This is a genomic window from Streptomyces sp. ICN903, assembly GCF_022015835.1.
Lineage (GTDB): Bacteria > Actinomycetota > Actinomycetes > Streptomycetales > Streptomycetaceae > Streptomyces > Streptomyces fenghuangensis.
Genome location: NZ_JAKMAY010000007.1, coordinates 1 through 15,142 on the forward strand (window position 1 = coordinate 1; position 15,142 = coordinate 15,142).

Annotated in this window: 13 protein-coding genes and 1 riboswitch; of the genes, 5 read left to right on the plus strand and 8 right to left on the minus strand. The window is 74.4% G+C overall.

The window, feature by feature from the left end; all coding sequences use genetic code 11:
* Positions 1 to 231 precede the first annotated feature (231 nt).
* Both gabT and L7D48_RS01515 read left to right on the plus strand, forming a co-directional pair.
* Positions 232 to 1,584, plus strand: coding sequence for a 4-aminobutyrate--2-oxoglutarate transaminase (gene gabT / locus L7D48_RS01510; protein WP_237876507.1), 1,353 nt, complete (start codon positions 232 to 234; stop codon positions 1,582 to 1,584).
* 332 nt (positions 1,585 to 1,916) lie between these two features.
* Positions 1,917 to 2,576, plus strand: coding sequence for a phosphatase PAP2 family protein (locus tag L7D48_RS01515; RefSeq protein WP_237876522.1), 660 nt, complete (start codon positions 1,917 to 1,919; stop codon positions 2,574 to 2,576).
* On the opposite strand, the gene L7D48_RS01520 is transcribed toward L7D48_RS01515, so the two are convergent.
* A complete protein-coding gene (locus tag L7D48_RS01520; protein ID WP_237876527.1) occupies positions 2,573 to 3,226 on the minus strand; it encodes a DUF4190 domain-containing protein in 654 nt (217 codons plus the stop codon). The two genes, L7D48_RS01515 and L7D48_RS01520, sit on opposite strands and share 4 nt — an antisense overlap.
* A 97-nt stretch (positions 3,227 to 3,323) precedes the next feature.
* Here L7D48_RS01520 and L7D48_RS01525 point away from each other — a divergent pair, with 97 nt between their 5' ends.
* Positions 3,324 to 4,361, plus strand: a complete 1,038-nt coding sequence (locus tag L7D48_RS01525) for an adenosine deaminase (RefSeq protein ID WP_237876533.1) — start codon at positions 3,324 to 3,326, stop codon at positions 4,359 to 4,361.
* Between the two features lie 58 nt (positions 4,362 to 4,419).
* Here L7D48_RS01525 and L7D48_RS01530 read toward each other — a convergent pair whose 3' ends face one another.
* Together L7D48_RS01530 and L7D48_RS01535 are read right to left on the minus strand one after the other, a co-directional pair.
* On the minus strand, positions 4,420 to 4,806 hold the full coding sequence (locus L7D48_RS01530; RefSeq protein WP_237876538.1) for a hypothetical protein: 387 nt from the start codon (positions 4,804 to 4,806) through the stop codon (positions 4,420 to 4,422).
* A gap of 111 nt (positions 4,807 to 4,917) precedes the next feature.
* Positions 4,918 to 6,366, minus strand: coding sequence for a gamma-aminobutyraldehyde dehydrogenase (locus tag L7D48_RS01535; protein ID WP_237876543.1), 1,449 nt, complete (start codon positions 6,364 to 6,366; stop codon positions 4,918 to 4,920).
* Between the two features lie 298 nt (positions 6,367 to 6,664).
* Between L7D48_RS01535 and L7D48_RS01540 the strand changes: the two genes are divergently transcribed.
* Both L7D48_RS01540 and L7D48_RS01545 read left to right on the plus strand, forming a co-directional pair.
* Positions 6,665 to 7,414 (plus strand): ABC transporter ATP-binding protein, encoded by a 750-nt coding sequence (locus L7D48_RS01540; RefSeq protein ID WP_237876549.1) that lies wholly within the window; start codon positions 6,665 to 6,667, stop codon positions 7,412 to 7,414.
* Positions 7,396 to 8,628, plus strand: a complete 1,233-nt coding sequence (locus L7D48_RS01545; protein ID WP_237876554.1) for a hypothetical protein — start codon at positions 7,396 to 7,398, stop codon at positions 8,626 to 8,628. Before L7D48_RS01540 ends, L7D48_RS01545 begins: the two co-directional genes overlap by 19 nt.
* 63 nt (positions 8,629 to 8,691) lie before the next feature.
* On the opposite strand, the gene L7D48_RS01550 is transcribed toward L7D48_RS01545, so the two are convergent.
* The 5 genes from L7D48_RS01550 to L7D48_RS01570 all read right to left on the minus strand — a co-directional run bounded on the left by L7D48_RS01550 (position 8,692) and on the right by L7D48_RS01570 (position 15,137).
* Positions 8,692 to 9,729, minus strand: a complete 1,038-nt coding sequence (locus L7D48_RS01550; RefSeq protein WP_237876558.1) for an ABC transporter ATP-binding protein — start codon at positions 9,727 to 9,729, stop codon at positions 8,692 to 8,694.
* 2 nt (positions 9,730 to 9,731) lie between these two features.
* Positions 9,732 to 11,405, minus strand: coding sequence for an iron ABC transporter permease (locus L7D48_RS01555; protein ID WP_237876563.1), 1,674 nt, complete (start codon positions 11,403 to 11,405; stop codon positions 9,732 to 9,734).
* The gene (locus tag L7D48_RS01560; RefSeq protein ID WP_237876568.1) at positions 11,402 to 12,496 is read right to left on the minus strand and encodes a thiamine ABC transporter substrate binding subunit; all 1,095 of its coding nucleotides are present in this window, start codon (positions 12,494 to 12,496) and stop codon (positions 11,402 to 11,404) included. The genes L7D48_RS01555 and L7D48_RS01560 overlap by 4 nt, the downstream gene beginning before the upstream one ends.
* A riboswitch (TPP riboswitch) is annotated at positions 12,488 to 12,623 on the minus strand. (Overlaps the previous gene by 9 nt.)
* Before the next feature lie 84 nt (positions 12,624 to 12,707).
* Positions 12,708 to 13,814 (minus strand): 23S rRNA (adenine(2503)-C(2))-methyltransferase RlmN, encoded by a 1,107-nt coding sequence (gene rlmN, locus L7D48_RS01565; protein ID WP_237876578.1) that lies wholly within the window; start codon positions 13,812 to 13,814, stop codon positions 12,708 to 12,710.
* 150 nt (positions 13,815 to 13,964) lie between these two features.
* Positions 13,965 to 15,137, minus strand: a complete 1,173-nt coding sequence (locus L7D48_RS01570; protein ID WP_237876583.1) for a phosphatidate cytidylyltransferase — start codon at positions 15,135 to 15,137, stop codon at positions 13,965 to 13,967.
* Between the last annotated feature and the right edge of the window lie 5 nt (positions 15,138 to 15,142).

Here is a 15,142-nt window from a genome sequence, read left to right on the forward strand (position 1 = left end):
CCATGCCCCGCCCAGCTCCTCGTCCGGCATGCCCTCGCCCGTCCACCGTCCCAATCTAGTCCCCGGCGAACGCAGTTGGCCGTCGTACGCAACCGGCCATGTCCACCGCGGCCAACACGACACGGACACTTCTCCGCGGCGGTGCATGTCGACGGCCCCTCCCCCGCCCTAGCCTGCGAGAAACCACACCCATGAACACCCCTTCGCACCGATGAGCCCGAGGAGTCTGCCATGACCGAACTGTCCAAAGGTCCCGCTCTCCCCCAGGAGCGCCGCGTCGTCACCGCGATCCCCGGACCGAAGTCGCAGGAGCTGGCGGCCCGCAAGCAGGCGGCCGTGGCGGCGGGCGTGGGGGCGGTCATGCCCGTGTTCGCCGCCCGCGCCGGGGGCGGTGTCCTGGAGGACGTCGACGGCAACTCCTTCATCGACCTGGGCTCCGGCATCGCCGTGACCTCGGTCGGCAACAGCGCCGAGGCCGTGGTGCGCCGCGCCGCCGCCCAGCTGGAGCTGTTCACGCACACCTGCGTGATGGTGACCCCCTACGAGGGCTACGTGGAGGTCTGCGAGGAGCTGGCGAAGCTCACCCCCGGCGACCACGCCAAGCGGTCGGCGCTGTTCAACTCCGGCGCCGAGGCGGTCGAGAACGCCGTGAAGATCGCCCGCTCGTACACCGGGCGCCAGGCCGTCGTCGTCTTCGACCACGGCTACCACGGCCGCACCAACCTCACCATGGCGCTGACCGCGAAGAACATGCCCTACAAGCAGGGCTTCGGCCCGTTCGCGCCCGAGGTCTACCGGGTGCCGGTCGCCTACCCCTTCCGCTGGCCCACCGGCCCGGACAACTGCGCCGAGGAGGCCGCGGCCCAGGCGATCGACCAGATCTCCAAGCAGGTCGGGGCGCAGAACGTGGCCGCGATCGTCATCGAGCCGCTGCTGGGCGAGGGCGGGTTCATCGAGCCCGCCAAGGGCTTCCTGCCGCGCATCGCCGAGTTCGCCCGCGACAACGGCATCGTCTTCGTCGCGGACGAGATCCAGTCCGGCTTCTGCCGCACCGGCCAGTGGTTCGCCTGCGAGGACGAGGGGATCGTCCCGGACCTGATCACCACCGCCAAGGGCATCGCAGGCGGCCTGCCGCTGGCCGCCGTCACCGGCCGTGCCGAGATCATGGACGCCGTGCACTCCGGCGGCCTCGGCGGCACCTACGGCGGCAACCCGGTGGCCTGCGCCGCAGCCCTGGGCGCGATCGAGACGATGCGCGAGCTGGACCTGAACGCGAAGGCCCGCCGCATCGAGGAGATCATGAAGCCCCGGCTGGAGAAGATGGCCCAGCAGCACGGCGTGATCGGCGAGGTCCGCGGCCGGGGTGCGATGATCGCCGTCGAACTGGTGAAGCCCGGCACCAAGGAGCCCGACCCCGAGGCCACCGCCGCCGTGGCCAGGCACTGCCATCAGGCGGGCGTGCTGGTGCTGACCACCGGCACCTACGGCAACGTGGTCCGCTTCCTGCCTCCGCTGGTCATCGGGGAGGATCTGCTGAACGAGGGCCTGGACGTCGTCGAGGAGGCCCTGGCGAGCCTGGGATGACCCCCGGGGCGATCGTCCCGGAATGAGGAGCTGCGTGAAGAACGTGTGCGAGGGCCATGGCCTTGCGGTGACACGCCTGTCCGCCGCCCGCCGCCTGCCGTACGGTCTTCCTCGGAAGAACGCGGTGTCCCGCCTGCGGGCCTCCGCGGACGGTACCGAGCCGGTGATTCCCCTCATCCGGCCCGGCTGTGCCCTCGCGCACACTCCTCACCGATCGGACGGCCGCCCGCCCCACACCCCCCGGGGCGAGCGGTGACCGGTCGCCACGGCGGCCCCGGAACCCTCCCCCCTGTTCCGGGGCCGCCGTTCCCCGGCCGCGTCCGCTCCCGGCCGTGCTCCTGACGGTGCTTTCGGCGGTGGTCCTCCCCCTGCTGCTCTTCGCCGCGGTCACCTGGCAGGTGACCGCCGACGGGCCGCTGGCGGAGGAGGACGAGCGGCTGGCGCGCCGGATGCGCGAGGACGCCCCGCCGGCCGCTCTCGCCGAGTTCCTCGCCGACCTGGGCAACATCGAGGTCGCGCTGCCCGTCCTGGCCGCCGCGCTGGCGTACGTGTGGACGCGCGGGCGCCGGCGCCGCCCGCCGCCGGCGGTCCTGGCGGCCGCCGCGGCGATGGCCGCCGTACCGGCTCTGGTGGCGCCGCTGAAGGCGCTGACCGGCCGGCCCGGCCCGCTCGGCGGCACCGGCTACTTCCCCTCCGGCCACGCGGCGACGGCCGTGGTCGCCTACGGCGCCGCCGCACTGCTGCTGGCCAGCGTCCGCGCGCGGCCGCGGTGGGCCCGGTCGGTCCGGTGGGCGCTGCCCGCGGCGGCCGCGCTGTTGTGCGCCGCCGTGGGCGCGGGGCTGGTGTGGCGCGGGTACCACTGGCCGCTGGACGTGCTGGGCAGCTGGTGTCTGGGCGTGCCGCTGCTGGCGGCCGTCCTCGCCGCCTCCGGCGGGTCCGGGCGGTCCGGGAGGCCCGGACAGGGCCGCCCGGACCCGCCGGGTGGCTGCTAGACCGCCCCGGCCGGCGGGCCGTACCCGCCGGAGGCGGGCGCCCGGTCCACCACCTGGGTGTGGTTGGTGTCCTCGTGCCACTCCTCCTCCGCCGGTTCGAACCGGTCGATGTTGAGGATGAACCAGGCTCCCAGCGCGATGATCGCGGCCGAGGCCGCGAAGGAGACCGCCCCGAGAACGAGCCCGGCCGTCGCCTGTCCGCTGCCGTACGCCTGGCCCCGCTTGACCCTGCGGCGCGCCGCGACGCCCAGGCCGATGGCGACAGGGGCGGTGACGACGGCCAGGACCGCGCCGTAGAAAGTCGTCACCAGCACCATGCTGACGATGCCGAGGACCATCGCCGCGGTGCAGATGCCGCTGGTCTGCGGTGGCGGCGGGGGCGGCACCCAGCCGGGCACCGGGCCCGCCGGCCCGTACCCGTGGCCGGGCTGGGGCGCGGCCCCCGGCCACGGACCGCCGTACGCGTGCCCCTGCCCGGGCCACTGCCCGTACCCCTGTCCGGGCGGCTGCGGCGGCTGCGGCTGCTGCGGCTGTCCGGTCGGCGGCACGAACGCCGTCACGGTCGGCTGGCCGGACGGCGGCGCGCCGGCCTCCTGTCCGCCGGCCTTGCCCAGCGGTACGCCCTCCCCCGGGCCCGGGTTCTCCGGCATGTCCCCTCCTCGTCGGGTGTCGGGCCATCGTAGGCGTGTGTGCGCCGTGCCCGGCTCCCGCCTACCATGGCCGCGCTCTCGTCCATCTGGAGGAATCTTGTCCAGCCCCGGCAGCGGCGGTCTGTCCGCGTTCATCGCAGGCCTTCCCAAGGCCGAACTCCACGTCCACCACGTCGGATCGGCCTCCCCCCGCATCGTGGCCGAGCTGGCCGCCCGGCACCCGAACTCCGCCGTCCCGGCCGACGAGGACGCGCTCGCGGAGTTCTTCACCTTCAGTGACTTCGCCCACTTCATCGAGGTCTACCTGTCCGTGGTGGACCTGGTCCGCGACGCCGAGGACGTCCGGCTGCTGACCTACGAGGTCGCCCGGGACATGTCCCGCCAGAACATCCGTTACGCCGAGCTGACCGTCACCCCCTACAGCTCGACGCGGCGCGGCATACCCGAGCGCGCCTTCATGGAGGCCATCGAGGACGCCCGCCGGGCCGCGGCCGCCGAGCTGGGCGTCACCCTGCGGTGGTGCTTCGACATCCCCGGCGAGGCGGGTCTGGAGGCGGCCGAGGAGACCGCCCGGCTGGCCTGCGAGCTGCGCCCCGAGGGCCTGGTCTCCTTCGGGCTGGGCGGTCCGGAGGTGGGGGTGCCGCGCCCGCAGTTCAAGCCGTACTTCGACCGCGCGATCGCCGAGGGGCTGCACAGCGTCCCGCACGCGGGCGAGACCACCGGGCCGCGGACCGTCTGGGACGCCCTGGACTCCCTGCGCGCCGAGCGCATCGGGCACGGCACCAGCTCCGTGCGCGACCCGGAACTGCTGGCCCACCTGGCCGAGCACCGCATCCCGCTGGAGGTCTGCCCGACCTCCAACATCGCCACCCGCGCCGTGGCGTCGCTGGACGAGCATCCGATCGCGGAGATGGTCAAGGCGGGGGTGCTGGTCACCGTCAACAGCGACGACCCGCCGATGTTCGGCACCGACCTGTGCACCGAGTACGAGATCGCCGCCCGGCTGCTGGGGCTGGACGCGGCCGGGGTGGCCGAGCTGGCGAAGAACGCCGTGGCGGCCTCGTTCGCGCCCGCGCAGGTCAAGTCGTCCCTGTCCGCCGAGATCGACGCGTACCTGGCCTCCTGGCGGGGCTGACCGGCGCCCGGCCCGGACGGGCCCGGCGGCGGCTGCGTCCGGCCGCCGGGCCCGCGCCTCAGCCGATCGGCTCGCGCGCCTCGTCGCGGATGGCGCCGACCCGCTCGGCGAAGGCGTCGAGGTCCACGTCCCCGGGGTCCGTGCCGACGGTGCCGAAACCGCTGTCCACGACGGTGCCCACCGTGCCGCGGTTGCCCCGGGCGCAGGCCGGGAGGGCGGTCCGCGCGCCCTTCCCGGTCTCGGCCGACACCTCGCACATCAGCGGCTCGTCCGAGCCGGCCGGGGTGATCTCCCGGCGCGGCACGGCGAGTTCGGTGGAGGGGTCCTCCTCCACGCCGTCGAGCAGACCGTTCCTCGCCCGCGCTGCCCCGCCGCGGCGGCGGCCCCGCCAGGAGGCCGGACCGCGCGGCCGCACCGTGCCCGCTCCCCCGTTCGGTCGCCCCACGTAACCAGCCGGCTACGCGCGTCCTCCGTGCGGACGAACGCACCGGCCCCCACGCCCGGGAGAGGGCGTGGGGGCCGGGCGGCGTGCTGTGGGGCCGGGCGCGCGGGCGCCTCAGAGGGCCGTCATCACGTGCTTGACGCGGGTGTAGTCCTCCAGGCCGTACGCGGAGAGGTCCTTGCCGTAGCCGGACTTCTTGAAGCCGCCGTGCGGCATCTCGGCGACCAGCGGGATGTGGGTGTTGATCCACACGCAGCCGAAGTCCAGCGCCCTGGACATCCGCATCGCACGGGCGTGGTCCTTGGTCCACACCGAGGACGCCAGGGCGTACTCGACGTCGTTGGCGTGGCGCACGGCCTCGGCCTCGTCGGCGAACTTCTGGACGGTGATGACCGGGCCGAAGACCTCGTTCTGGACGATCTCGTCGTCCTGCCGCAGGCCGGAGACCACCGTCGGGGCGAAGAAGTAGCCCTTGTCGCCGACGCGGTGGCCGCCGGTCTCGACCTTGGCGTGGTCGGGCAGGCGCTCGATGAAGCCGGTGACCTTCTCCAGGTGGGTGGGGTTGTTCAGGGGGCCGTAGAAGCAGTCCTCGTCGCCGAGGTCGCCGGTCCTGACCTCGGCGGCGGCCTTGGTGAGGGCCGCGACGAACTCGTCGTGGACCGACTCGTGGACCAGTACGCGGGTGGCCGCGGTGCAGTCCTGTCCGGCGTTGAAGAAGCCGCCGTCGCGGATGCCCTCGACGGCGGCCGGGATGTCGGCGTCCTCGAAGACCACGCAGGGGGCCTTGCCGCCCAGCTCCAGGTGGACCCGCTTGACGTCCCTGGCCGCGCTGCCGGCCACCTCCATGCCCGCGCGGACCGAGCCGGTGATGGAGGCCATCGCCGGGACGCGGTGCTCGACCATCAGCCGGCCGGTGTCGCGGTCGCCGCAGACGACGTTGAAGATCCCGGCGGGCAGGTCCAGCTCCTTCAGCACCCCGCCGATGATCTCGGCGAGCAGGACGGTGGAGGCCGGGGTGGTGTCCGAGGGCTTGAGGACGACGGTGTTGCCCGCGGCCAGCGCCGGAGCGAACTTCCACACGGCCATCATCATCGGGTAGTTCCACGGCGCGACCTGGGCGCAGACGCCGACCGGCTCGCGCCGCACGAAGGAGGTCATGCCCTCCATGTACTCGCCGGCGGACTTGCCCTCCAGCAGACGGGCGGCCCCGGCGAAGAAGCGGATCTGGTCGAGCATCATCGGCAGTTCCTCCTGCCGGGTCAGCTCCAGCGGCTTGCCGGTGTTCTCGCACTCGGCCGCCAGCAGTTCGTCGGCGCGCCGCTCGATCGCGTCGGCGATCTTGAGTACGGCGGTCTGGCGGGTGCCGGGGGTGGCGTCGCGCCAGGCGGGGAAGGCGGCCTCGGCCGCTGCCATGGCGGCGTCGACGTCGGCGGCGGCGGACAGCGGCGCCGTCGCGTACACCTCACCGGTCGCCGGGTTGACGACCTCGGTGGTGCGCCCGTCGGCGGCGTCCCGGAACTCCCCGTCGATGTGGTTGCGCAGCCGACGCAGTTCGGTGCCCATCTTCGCGCACTCCTGCTCTGTTGTCCGATGAGTAGGACACCCACCCTAACCATCGAAGAACGTGTTGGACACACCCACCTGCCCGGGATTTCTTCCGCTCCGGACACCCGAATGGCGGAAATACTGGAGGAGGGCTTCTCGAAGGACCATTCGGAGGAAACTGGACGGTTCCCGCGCCCGCCGCCGTCCCGGCCGCGGCCGCGGTCCGTACCGTGCCAGTGACCGATCCCCCCTGGCGCTCGTTGTACCCCGTCAGGGAGGAGGCACGACCCGAAGGCGAGGAGCGGAGGCGCCCGTCATGGTGGCTGCACCCGAGGACCTGCTCTGGGCACGTGGGCTGCACCACGAGCACGAGGGCTCGCCCGCGTTGCTGGACGTGTGCGTCGGGGTCCGCGAGGGCGAGGTCCTGTCCGTCACCGGACCGCGCGGCTGCGGCAAGTCCACACTGCTGGGCTGCCTGTCGGGACGGCTGGTGCCGGCGCGGGGCGAGGTGTGGTTCGACGACGTCCCCCTGCACACCCTTCCCGCACCCGCCCGCGAGCGGCTGCGCCGTGACCGCTTCGGCTGGGTCGGCAGCGAACCGCACCTTTTGCCGGAGCTGACGGTGTGGGAGAACGCCGCGCTGCCGCTGCTGCTGTCGGGCGCCGGGCGGCGCCGGGCCCGCCGCACGGCGTGCGAGTGGCTGGAGCGGCTGGACGTCGGGTACTGCGCCCGCAGCCGGCCGGGCGCGCTGATGCAGGCACAGCGGCAGCGGGTGGCCATCGCCCGCGCGCTGGCACACTCCCCCGCGGTGGTCTTCGCCGACGAGCCGACCGCACCGCTGCACCAGGCGGACCGCGCCCAGGTGCTGCGCACCCTGACCACCGCGGCCCGCTCGCACGGGATCACGGTGGTGCTGGCCAGCCACGACGCCAGAGTGGCGGGCGTGGCGGACCGCGCGGTCACACTCGTGGACGGCCGCCGGGTCGGCGCCGACGCCCCGCCGCCCACGGACGCACCCGTGCGGCCCGGTCCGGAGGGCAGGGCAGCGTGCTCGCTCTCCGCCTAGTACGTACCTCCCACCCCTCGGCGCTGGTACGGCGGGCGCTGGTCGCCTGCACCGCCGGAGCCGTGGGGTTCCTGCTGCTGAGCGCGCTGGGCCACGCCGTCGCCCACCCCGAGCGGCCCGGCGCTGCGGCGGCCCGGCTGCTGTGGTGCGCGGTGCCGCTGGCCGCCTGTACGCATCTGGCCGTCACCGCCGTCCGCAGCGACCCGGGCGTACGTCCCCGGGCCGGACTGGACGTGGTCGGGGTGGGGTCCGCGCGGCTGCCGCTGCTGGCGGCGCTCACCACGGGCCTGTACTGCGCGCTGGGGTGCGCGCTGGCCCTGCCGGTCTTCCTCCATCTGCGCGGCGGGCTCGCCGGTGTGCTCGGCGGCACGTCCGGCGGGGCGCTCGAAGGGATGCCGCTGGCCGGGTCGGCGGGCGAACTGCTGGGCGCCGGGCATCCGCTGCCGCGTGCCGCGGCGCTGACCCTGCTGGCCGTGCCGCCGCTGGCCGCCGCCGGGGCGAGCGCGGCGGCCGCGCGGATGCGGGTGGCGCCCCGCGACCACCTGGCGGAGCCACTCGCCGTCCTCCCCCACCGGCCGCCACCGGTCCCCGCCGGGCTGCCCTGGGGCGTGGCGGTCACCGCGGCCGGCCTGGCCCTGGAGGCCTACGCCGCCGAGCGGTTCATCGCCTCCGCCGGCCCCCGGGCACCGCTGCCGGGCCAGCCGGACGCTCTGGGGCCGGGGATCGTGGCCGGCTGGCTGCTGATCGCCGCGGGGCTGGTGCTGGCCGGTCCGGGCCTGGTCCATCTGTGCGGGCTGCTGCTGGCGGTCGGCCGGCCGGGAGTGCTGCGGCTGCTGGCGGGCCGGGTGCTGCGTGAGGAGGCGCCGCGCGTGGGCCACCCGGCGGGGGTGCTGTGCGCTGTGACGGCGGGGGTGCTGACGGCGGTCCGGCTGCACGGGCCGGGTGCGGTCCTCGGCGGCGGGGCGCCGGCCGTGGGGCCGCTGGCCGCGCTGGGCGCGGTGGTGGTCGTGGTGTGCGCGGTGGCGGGCGCGCTGAGCGCGGCGTCGGAGTTCCGTACGGCCCGCGCTCCCGCCAACGACGGGCTGCGGCGGCTGGGCGTGCCGCACCGGCTGCTGCGCGCCGCCGCCGCGCTGCGGGTGGCGGCCCTGCTGGGCGTGCTGGGGTCGGCTGCCTGGCTGGTGGCGGAGCTGGCCTCGATGCCGCTGGTGCGGTGAGGGCGGGCCTCCCGTACCGCACCGTCCGTTCCTCTTCCCCGAACCTCCGTTCCCCGCTCGCGCTCACCGCGCGGGCAGGACGACCACCTCGGCCGCGTCGAAGACGGCGTACACGGCGGTACCCGGGTCGGGCGCCGTGTGCAGTGGGCAGGACGCCTCCAGCGCGGGGCCGTGCTCGGGTGCGAGCAGCAGGGAGATCTCCGAGGAACCGCCGCCGCGCAGGGTGCGGGCGGTGACGGTGCACGGCAGTCCCTCACCGGGGTCAGCGAGCCGTACTCCGGCGGGGCGCACCAGCACGGTGCACGGCCCCTCCGGCGCGCCGGGCGGTACGGGCACCGCGCCCCAGGGGGTGTCCGCGCTCCGCCCCCGCACGACCGCGGCGGCGAGGTTGGTGAAGCCCAGGAATCGGGCGACGGACTCCGAGGCGGGGCGGAGCCACACGTCCACCGGGCTGCCGGTCTGGGCGATCCTCCCGGCCTCCATCACCACCACCCGGTCGGCGAGCGCGAACGCCTCGCCCTGGTCGTGGGTGACGGCCAGCACGGTGGTGCCCAGGCGGCGGAAGAGCTGCCGCAGCTCCACCACGAGCCGCTCGCGCAGGGAACGGTCGAGCTGGCCCAGCGGCTCGTCCAGCATCAGCAGGCCGGGGCGGGGCGCGAGCGCGCGGGCGAGCGCGACGCGCTGCTGCTCGCCGCCGGAGAGGGCGGACACGGGCCGCTCCTGCGCCCCGGGCAGGCCGACCATTTGCAGCAGTTCGGCCACCCGCCCCTGGATCTCTCCGCGCGGTTCGCCGCGCATGCGCGGGCCGAAGGCGACGTTGCCGCCGACATCACGGGTGGGGAAGAGCTGGTGGTCCTGGAACATCAGGCCCACCCCGCGCCGGTGCGGGGCCGTGCCCCGCTGGTCGCGGCCGGCGAGCAGCACCCGTCCGGAGTCCGGCTCCGTCAGTCCGGCGACGGTCCGCAGCAGGGTGGACTTGCCGCTGCCGGAGGGGCCGAGCACGCAGACGATCTCGTGCTCGGCGACGTCGAGGTCGACGGCGTCCAGGGCGGTGCGCTCACCGAAGCGCACGGTGACGCCGTCCAGTCGCAGCGAGGCCATCCCTACAGCTCCCCCGATCGGTCGGTGCGGACGCCCTCCAGCGCCAGCAGGGTCGCCGCGCACAGCAGCATCAGGATCGTGCTGAGCGCCATGGCCTGGCCGTAGCTGGCCTCTCCGGCCCGGCCCAACAGGCGGGCGACGGCGACGGGCAGGGTGGGGGCGTCGGCGCGGGCGATGAAGACGGTGGCGCCGAACTCGCCCAGGGAGACGGCGAAGGCGAAGCCCGCGGCGACCAGCAGCGCCCGCCGCACCAGCGGCAGGTCGACCTCGCGCCACACGCGCGGCGGCGAGGCGCCCAGCACCGCGGCGGCCTCGCGCAGCCGGGTGTCCACGGCCCGCAGGACCGGCAGCAGGGTGCGCACCACGAACGGGATGCCGACCAGGGCCTGGGCGAGCGGGACCAGGATCCACGACGAGCGCAGGTCCAGCGGAGGGGCGTCCAGGGCGATGAGGAACCCGAAGCCGACGGTGACCGCCGAGGTGCCCAGCGGGAGCATCAGCAGCGCGTCCAGGCCGCGCAGCAGCCGCCCGGCCCGGCCTCCCGGGCCGCGCAGGGTGAGGGCTACCGCGGCCGGGACGCCGACGGCCAGGGCGACGGCGGTTGCGGTGGCCGCGTAGGCCAGGGAGTTGCCGACCGCCTCCAGCGGGGCGACGGTGAAGGTGCCGCCGGCCGCTTCGGCCGACCCCAGGGCGCGGTAGTGGTGCAGCCCGTAGCCGTCGGGGCCGCTCAGGGAGCGTTCGGCGAGCACGGCGAGCGGGGCCAGGAGCAGGACGGCGATCTGGATCAGTACCCCGGCCAGCAGCGCCCGCTGTCCGGCCCCGCGGGGGCGGCGGGCGGTGCGGGCGGCGTCGACCAGGCCCAGCGCCGTCCTGCGGCGGCGGACGGTGCGCGAGTGGAAGGCCATCAGGGCGGCGACCGCGGCGAACTGCAGCAGCGTCAGGACCGCTGCGGTGGGCAGGTCCAGCAGCTGGGCGGTCTGCCGGTAGATCTCCACCTCCAGGGTGGCGTAGCGGGGGCCGCCGAGGATCTGGACGACTCCGAAGGAGGTGAAGGTGAACAGGAAGACCATCAGCGCGGCCGCGGCCACCGACGGGACGAGCGCGGGGAGGGTCACGGTGCGCCAGGCGGTCCACCGGCTCGCGCCGAGCACCCGCGCGGCCTCCTCCTGCCGGGGGTCGAGCTGCGCCCACAGACCGCCGACGATCCGCACGACCACCGCGTAGTTGAAGAAGACGTGGGCCAGCAGGATGGCGGTGACGCCGGTGTCCAGCCGCACCCCCCACCACTGGTCCAGCAGTCCGCCCCGGCCGAGCAGGGCCAGGAAGGCGGAACCGACGACGACGGTGGGCAGCACGAACGGCACGGTGACCGCCGCCCGCAGCATCCGCCTGCCGGGGAAGTCCAGGCGCGCGAGCACGTACGCGCCGGGCAGCGCCAGCAGCAGGGTGAGCACGGTGGAGGCCGCCGCCTGCCACAGCGTGAACCACACCACGCCGGTGATGTCGGGGTCGGTGAGGACGGCGGCGATCCGGTCCGGGCGCCACCGCCCGCCGTCGTACAGCCCGCGGGCGGTGATGGCGGCGACGGGGTAGGCGAAGAACAGTGCGAGGAAGACGGCCGGCACCGCCGCCAGCGCGAGGCGCGCCGCCGTCCCCGCGTGTGTGCCCGTCCTCACCTCACGACGGCCGAGGTCCACGCCTTGACCCACGCCTCGCGGTTCTCGGCGATCTTCTCGGGTGCCATGGTGCGGGGTTCGTCGATCGTCTCGCCGTAGCGGGTGAAGACCTCGGGCAGTTCGGCGTCCTCGCGCACGGGGTTGACGAACATCTGCAGCGGCAGGTCCTCCTGGAAGGACCGGCCGGTCATGAAGTCCAGCAGCGCCTTGCCGCCGGCGGGGTTGTCCGCGCCCTTCAGCAGTCCGGCGAACTCGATCTGGCGGAAGCAGGTGCCGGTGGCCACCCCGGTGGGGGCCTGCTCGGGCGCGGGGTCGGCGCCCAGGACCTCGGCGGGCGGGCTGGAGGCGTAGGAGACGACCAGCGGCCGGTCGCCCTTGCCCTTGCCGCCGGAGGAGCCGGAGAAGCGGTCGTAGTACGCCTGCTCCCAGCCGTCGACGACCTCGACGCCGTTGGCCTTCAGCTTCTTCCAGTACTCCTGCCACCCCTCGCCGTACTCGGCGACGGTGGCCAGCAGGAAGCCCAGGCCGGGCGAGGAGGTGGCGGCGTTCTCGGTGACCAGCAGGTCCTTGTAGGCGGGCTCGGCGAGGTCGTCGAGGGTGTTGGGCGGGGCGATGCCGCGCTCCTCGAAGTAGGCGCGGTCGTAGTTGACGCAGACGTCGCCGGAGTCGACGGGGGTGACGCGGTGCTCCTGTGCGTCGAGCTGGTACCGCGCGGGTATCTTCGCCAGGCCCTCCGCCTCGTACGGCGTGAACAGGCCGTTGTCCAGGGCGCGGGAGAGCAGGGTGTTGTCCACGCCGAAGAGGACGTCGCCCTGCGGGTTGTCCTTGGACAGGATCGCCTGGTTGAGGGAGGAGCCGGCGTCGCCGCCGCGCAGCACCTCCACCTCGTAGCCGGTCTTCTCGGTGAACTCCTCCAGCACGGCGTCGGAGGCCGCGAAGGAGTCGTGGGCGACCAGGGTGACCGTCCTGCCGCCCTTCCCCTCCTCCCCGCCGTCCCCGGAGGGCTGCGAGCCGCCGCACGCGGCGAGGGCGGAGAGGGTGAGTGTGCCGAGGACGGCGCCGCCCAGGGCGCGCCGGAGCTTGAGGTGCATCTTCTGACTCCCTACGCCGGTACTAACCGGATCAGGTCCGAGGGTCTGCGGCTCACCGGGCGGCCTGTCGGCTTCCTCCCGGCGACACCGCACTCTCAGCGCTGTACGCGCTCCCCTGTCGGTTTCGCTGTTTCGGTACTGGTGTTCGCTTGTTCCGCTACTGTGTGCGACCGCTGAGGTCACCGCCACCGTACCAGTGACGGGCCGACCCTCAGCGCTCGGTGGCGGCGAGCTGGCCGCAGGCGCCGTCGATCTCCTGCCCGCGGGTGTCGCGGACGGTCACCGGCACGCCGTGCGCCTCCAGCCCGGCGACGAACGCGCGCTCGTCCTCGGGCCGGGACGCGGTCCACTTGGAGCCGGGCGTGGGGTTGAGGGGGATGAGGTTGACGTGCGCCCGCTTGCCCGCCAGCAGCCGGCCCAGCAGGTCGGCGCGCCACGCCTGGTCGTTGATGTCCCGGATGAGCGCGTACTCGATGGAGACGCGGCGGCCGGACTTCTCGGCGTACTCCCAGGCCGCGTCGAGGACCTCGCGGACCTTCCACCGGGTGTTGACCGGCACCAGGGTGTCGCGCAGCTCGTCGTCGGGCGCGTGCAGGGAGACCGCCAGCCGGCACTTGAGACCTTCGTCGGACAGGCGGTGGATCGCCGGTACCAGTCCGACGGTGGAGACGGTGATGCCCCGCTGGGACAGGCCCAGGCCGTCGGGCTCGGGGTCGGTCAGCCGGCGGATGGCGCCGATGACCCTCTTGTAGTTGGCCAGCGGCTCGCCCATACCCATGAAGACGATGTTCGACAGCCGCGCGGGGCCCCCGGGCACCTCGCCGTCGCGCAGGGCGCGCATGCCCTCGACGATCTGGTGGACGATCTCGGCGGTGGACAGGTTGCGGTCCAGCCCGGCCTGGCCGGTGGCGCAGAAGGGGCAGTTCATCCCGCAGCCGGCCTGGGAGCTGACGCACATGGTGACCCGGTCCGGGTAGCGCATCAGCACCGACTCCACCAGCGTCCCGTCGTGCAGCCGCCACAGCGTCTTGCGGGTGGTGTCGTCGTCGCAGCTGACGTGCCGCACCACGGTCATCAGCTCGGGCAGCAGCTCGCCCGCCAGCCTCTCGCGCGCGGCGGCCGGGATGTCGGTCCAGGCGGCGGGGTCGGTGGCGTACCGGGCGAAGTAGTGCCGCGACAGCTGCTGGGCGCGGAACGGCTTCTCGCCGATCGCGGCGACGGCCTCGCGCCGCTCGGCCGGGGCGAGGTCGGCGAGGTGCCGCGGCGGCCTGGCGGCCCCGCGCGGCGCGACAAAGGTGAGTTCTCCGGGTGCAGGCATAACTTCTCCAGTGTCGCAGATCGACTCCGGCACTCCGGGCCGCGGCCGTCGCGAGGTCTGCCCCCCGGGCCCGAGCGAACGCCGCCTCACCATGGTGCGTCGCCCCCGGCCCTCCGTTCCCTGTGACGCGTCACAGGGAACGGAGGGCCGTCAGCCCGCGCCGACGAAGACGACCAGCAGCAGCCAGACCACGGGGGCCGTTGGCAGCAGGGAGTCCAGGCGGTCCATGATGCCGCCGTGGCCGGGCAACAGGGTGCCCATGTCCTTGATGCCCAGATCCCGCTTGATCATGGATTCGCCGAGGTCGCCCAGGGTGGCGCTGACGGCCGCGGCCAGGCCCAGCAGCAGGCCCTGCCACCAGGCGCCGCCGTCGATCAGGAAGTGCATGCACAGTGCACCCGCCGCCATCGCGAAGGCCACCGCCCCCAGCAGGCCCTCGCGGGTCTTGCCGGGGCTGATGCGCGGGGCGAGCTTGTGCGTGCCGAAGCGCCAGCCGACCGCGTACGCCCCGGTGTCGCTGACGACGGTGAGCAGCAGGAAGGTGAGCACCCGCTGCGGGCCGTCGTCGGCGGCGAGCATCATGGCCACGAAGGTGGCCAGGAAGGGGACGTAGAAGACGGCGAAGACACCGGCGGTGACGTCCCGCAGGTACTCCGCCGGATCCTCCGTCATCCGCCACACCAGTACGGCCAGCGCGGTGAGCGCGGTGGCCACCCAGGCGCCCTCCGCGCCGCGGACGTAACCGGCGACGACCATCGCGGCGCCGCCGACGGCCAGCGGCACCAGCGGAGCCCTGATCTGCTTGCGTTCGGCGAGACGGGAGGTCAGTTCCCACAGCCCGACCACGACGGCGGCGACGATCACACCGACGAAGACGTGCTTGTAGACGAAGAGCGAGGCGATGATGACGACGCCCAGCCCCAGGCCGACCCCTATCGCGGCGCGCAGGTCGCGGCCCGCCCGCTTGCGGTCCGAGGAACGGCCCCGGGGCGAGGGCGCGGCAGGCTCCGTTCCGGGACCGGTCCGCGGTCCGGGTCGGCCGTCATCACCGGGAGCGAGGCCGCCGAACGGCCGCCCGGCCGCCCGGCCGTCACGATCGTCCTGGTCACCGCCGGGGGCGTCGGGCACGATGGGCATACGCCGAGTCTGCGACGCCTCGGCGTCCTCGTGCGTGTAACCCGCCGGGGCCTGGGCCACCTCTGCGCGAAGCGGGGAGGAGAAACCCTGTTCGGGGGTGCTCCGGTATCCGAAGTGGCCGGGATGGGCGGGGTGGCCGGAGGGCCCGGCGCCCGACGGTGGTGCTCCCCAGGATGAGTCGTTCACGAAAA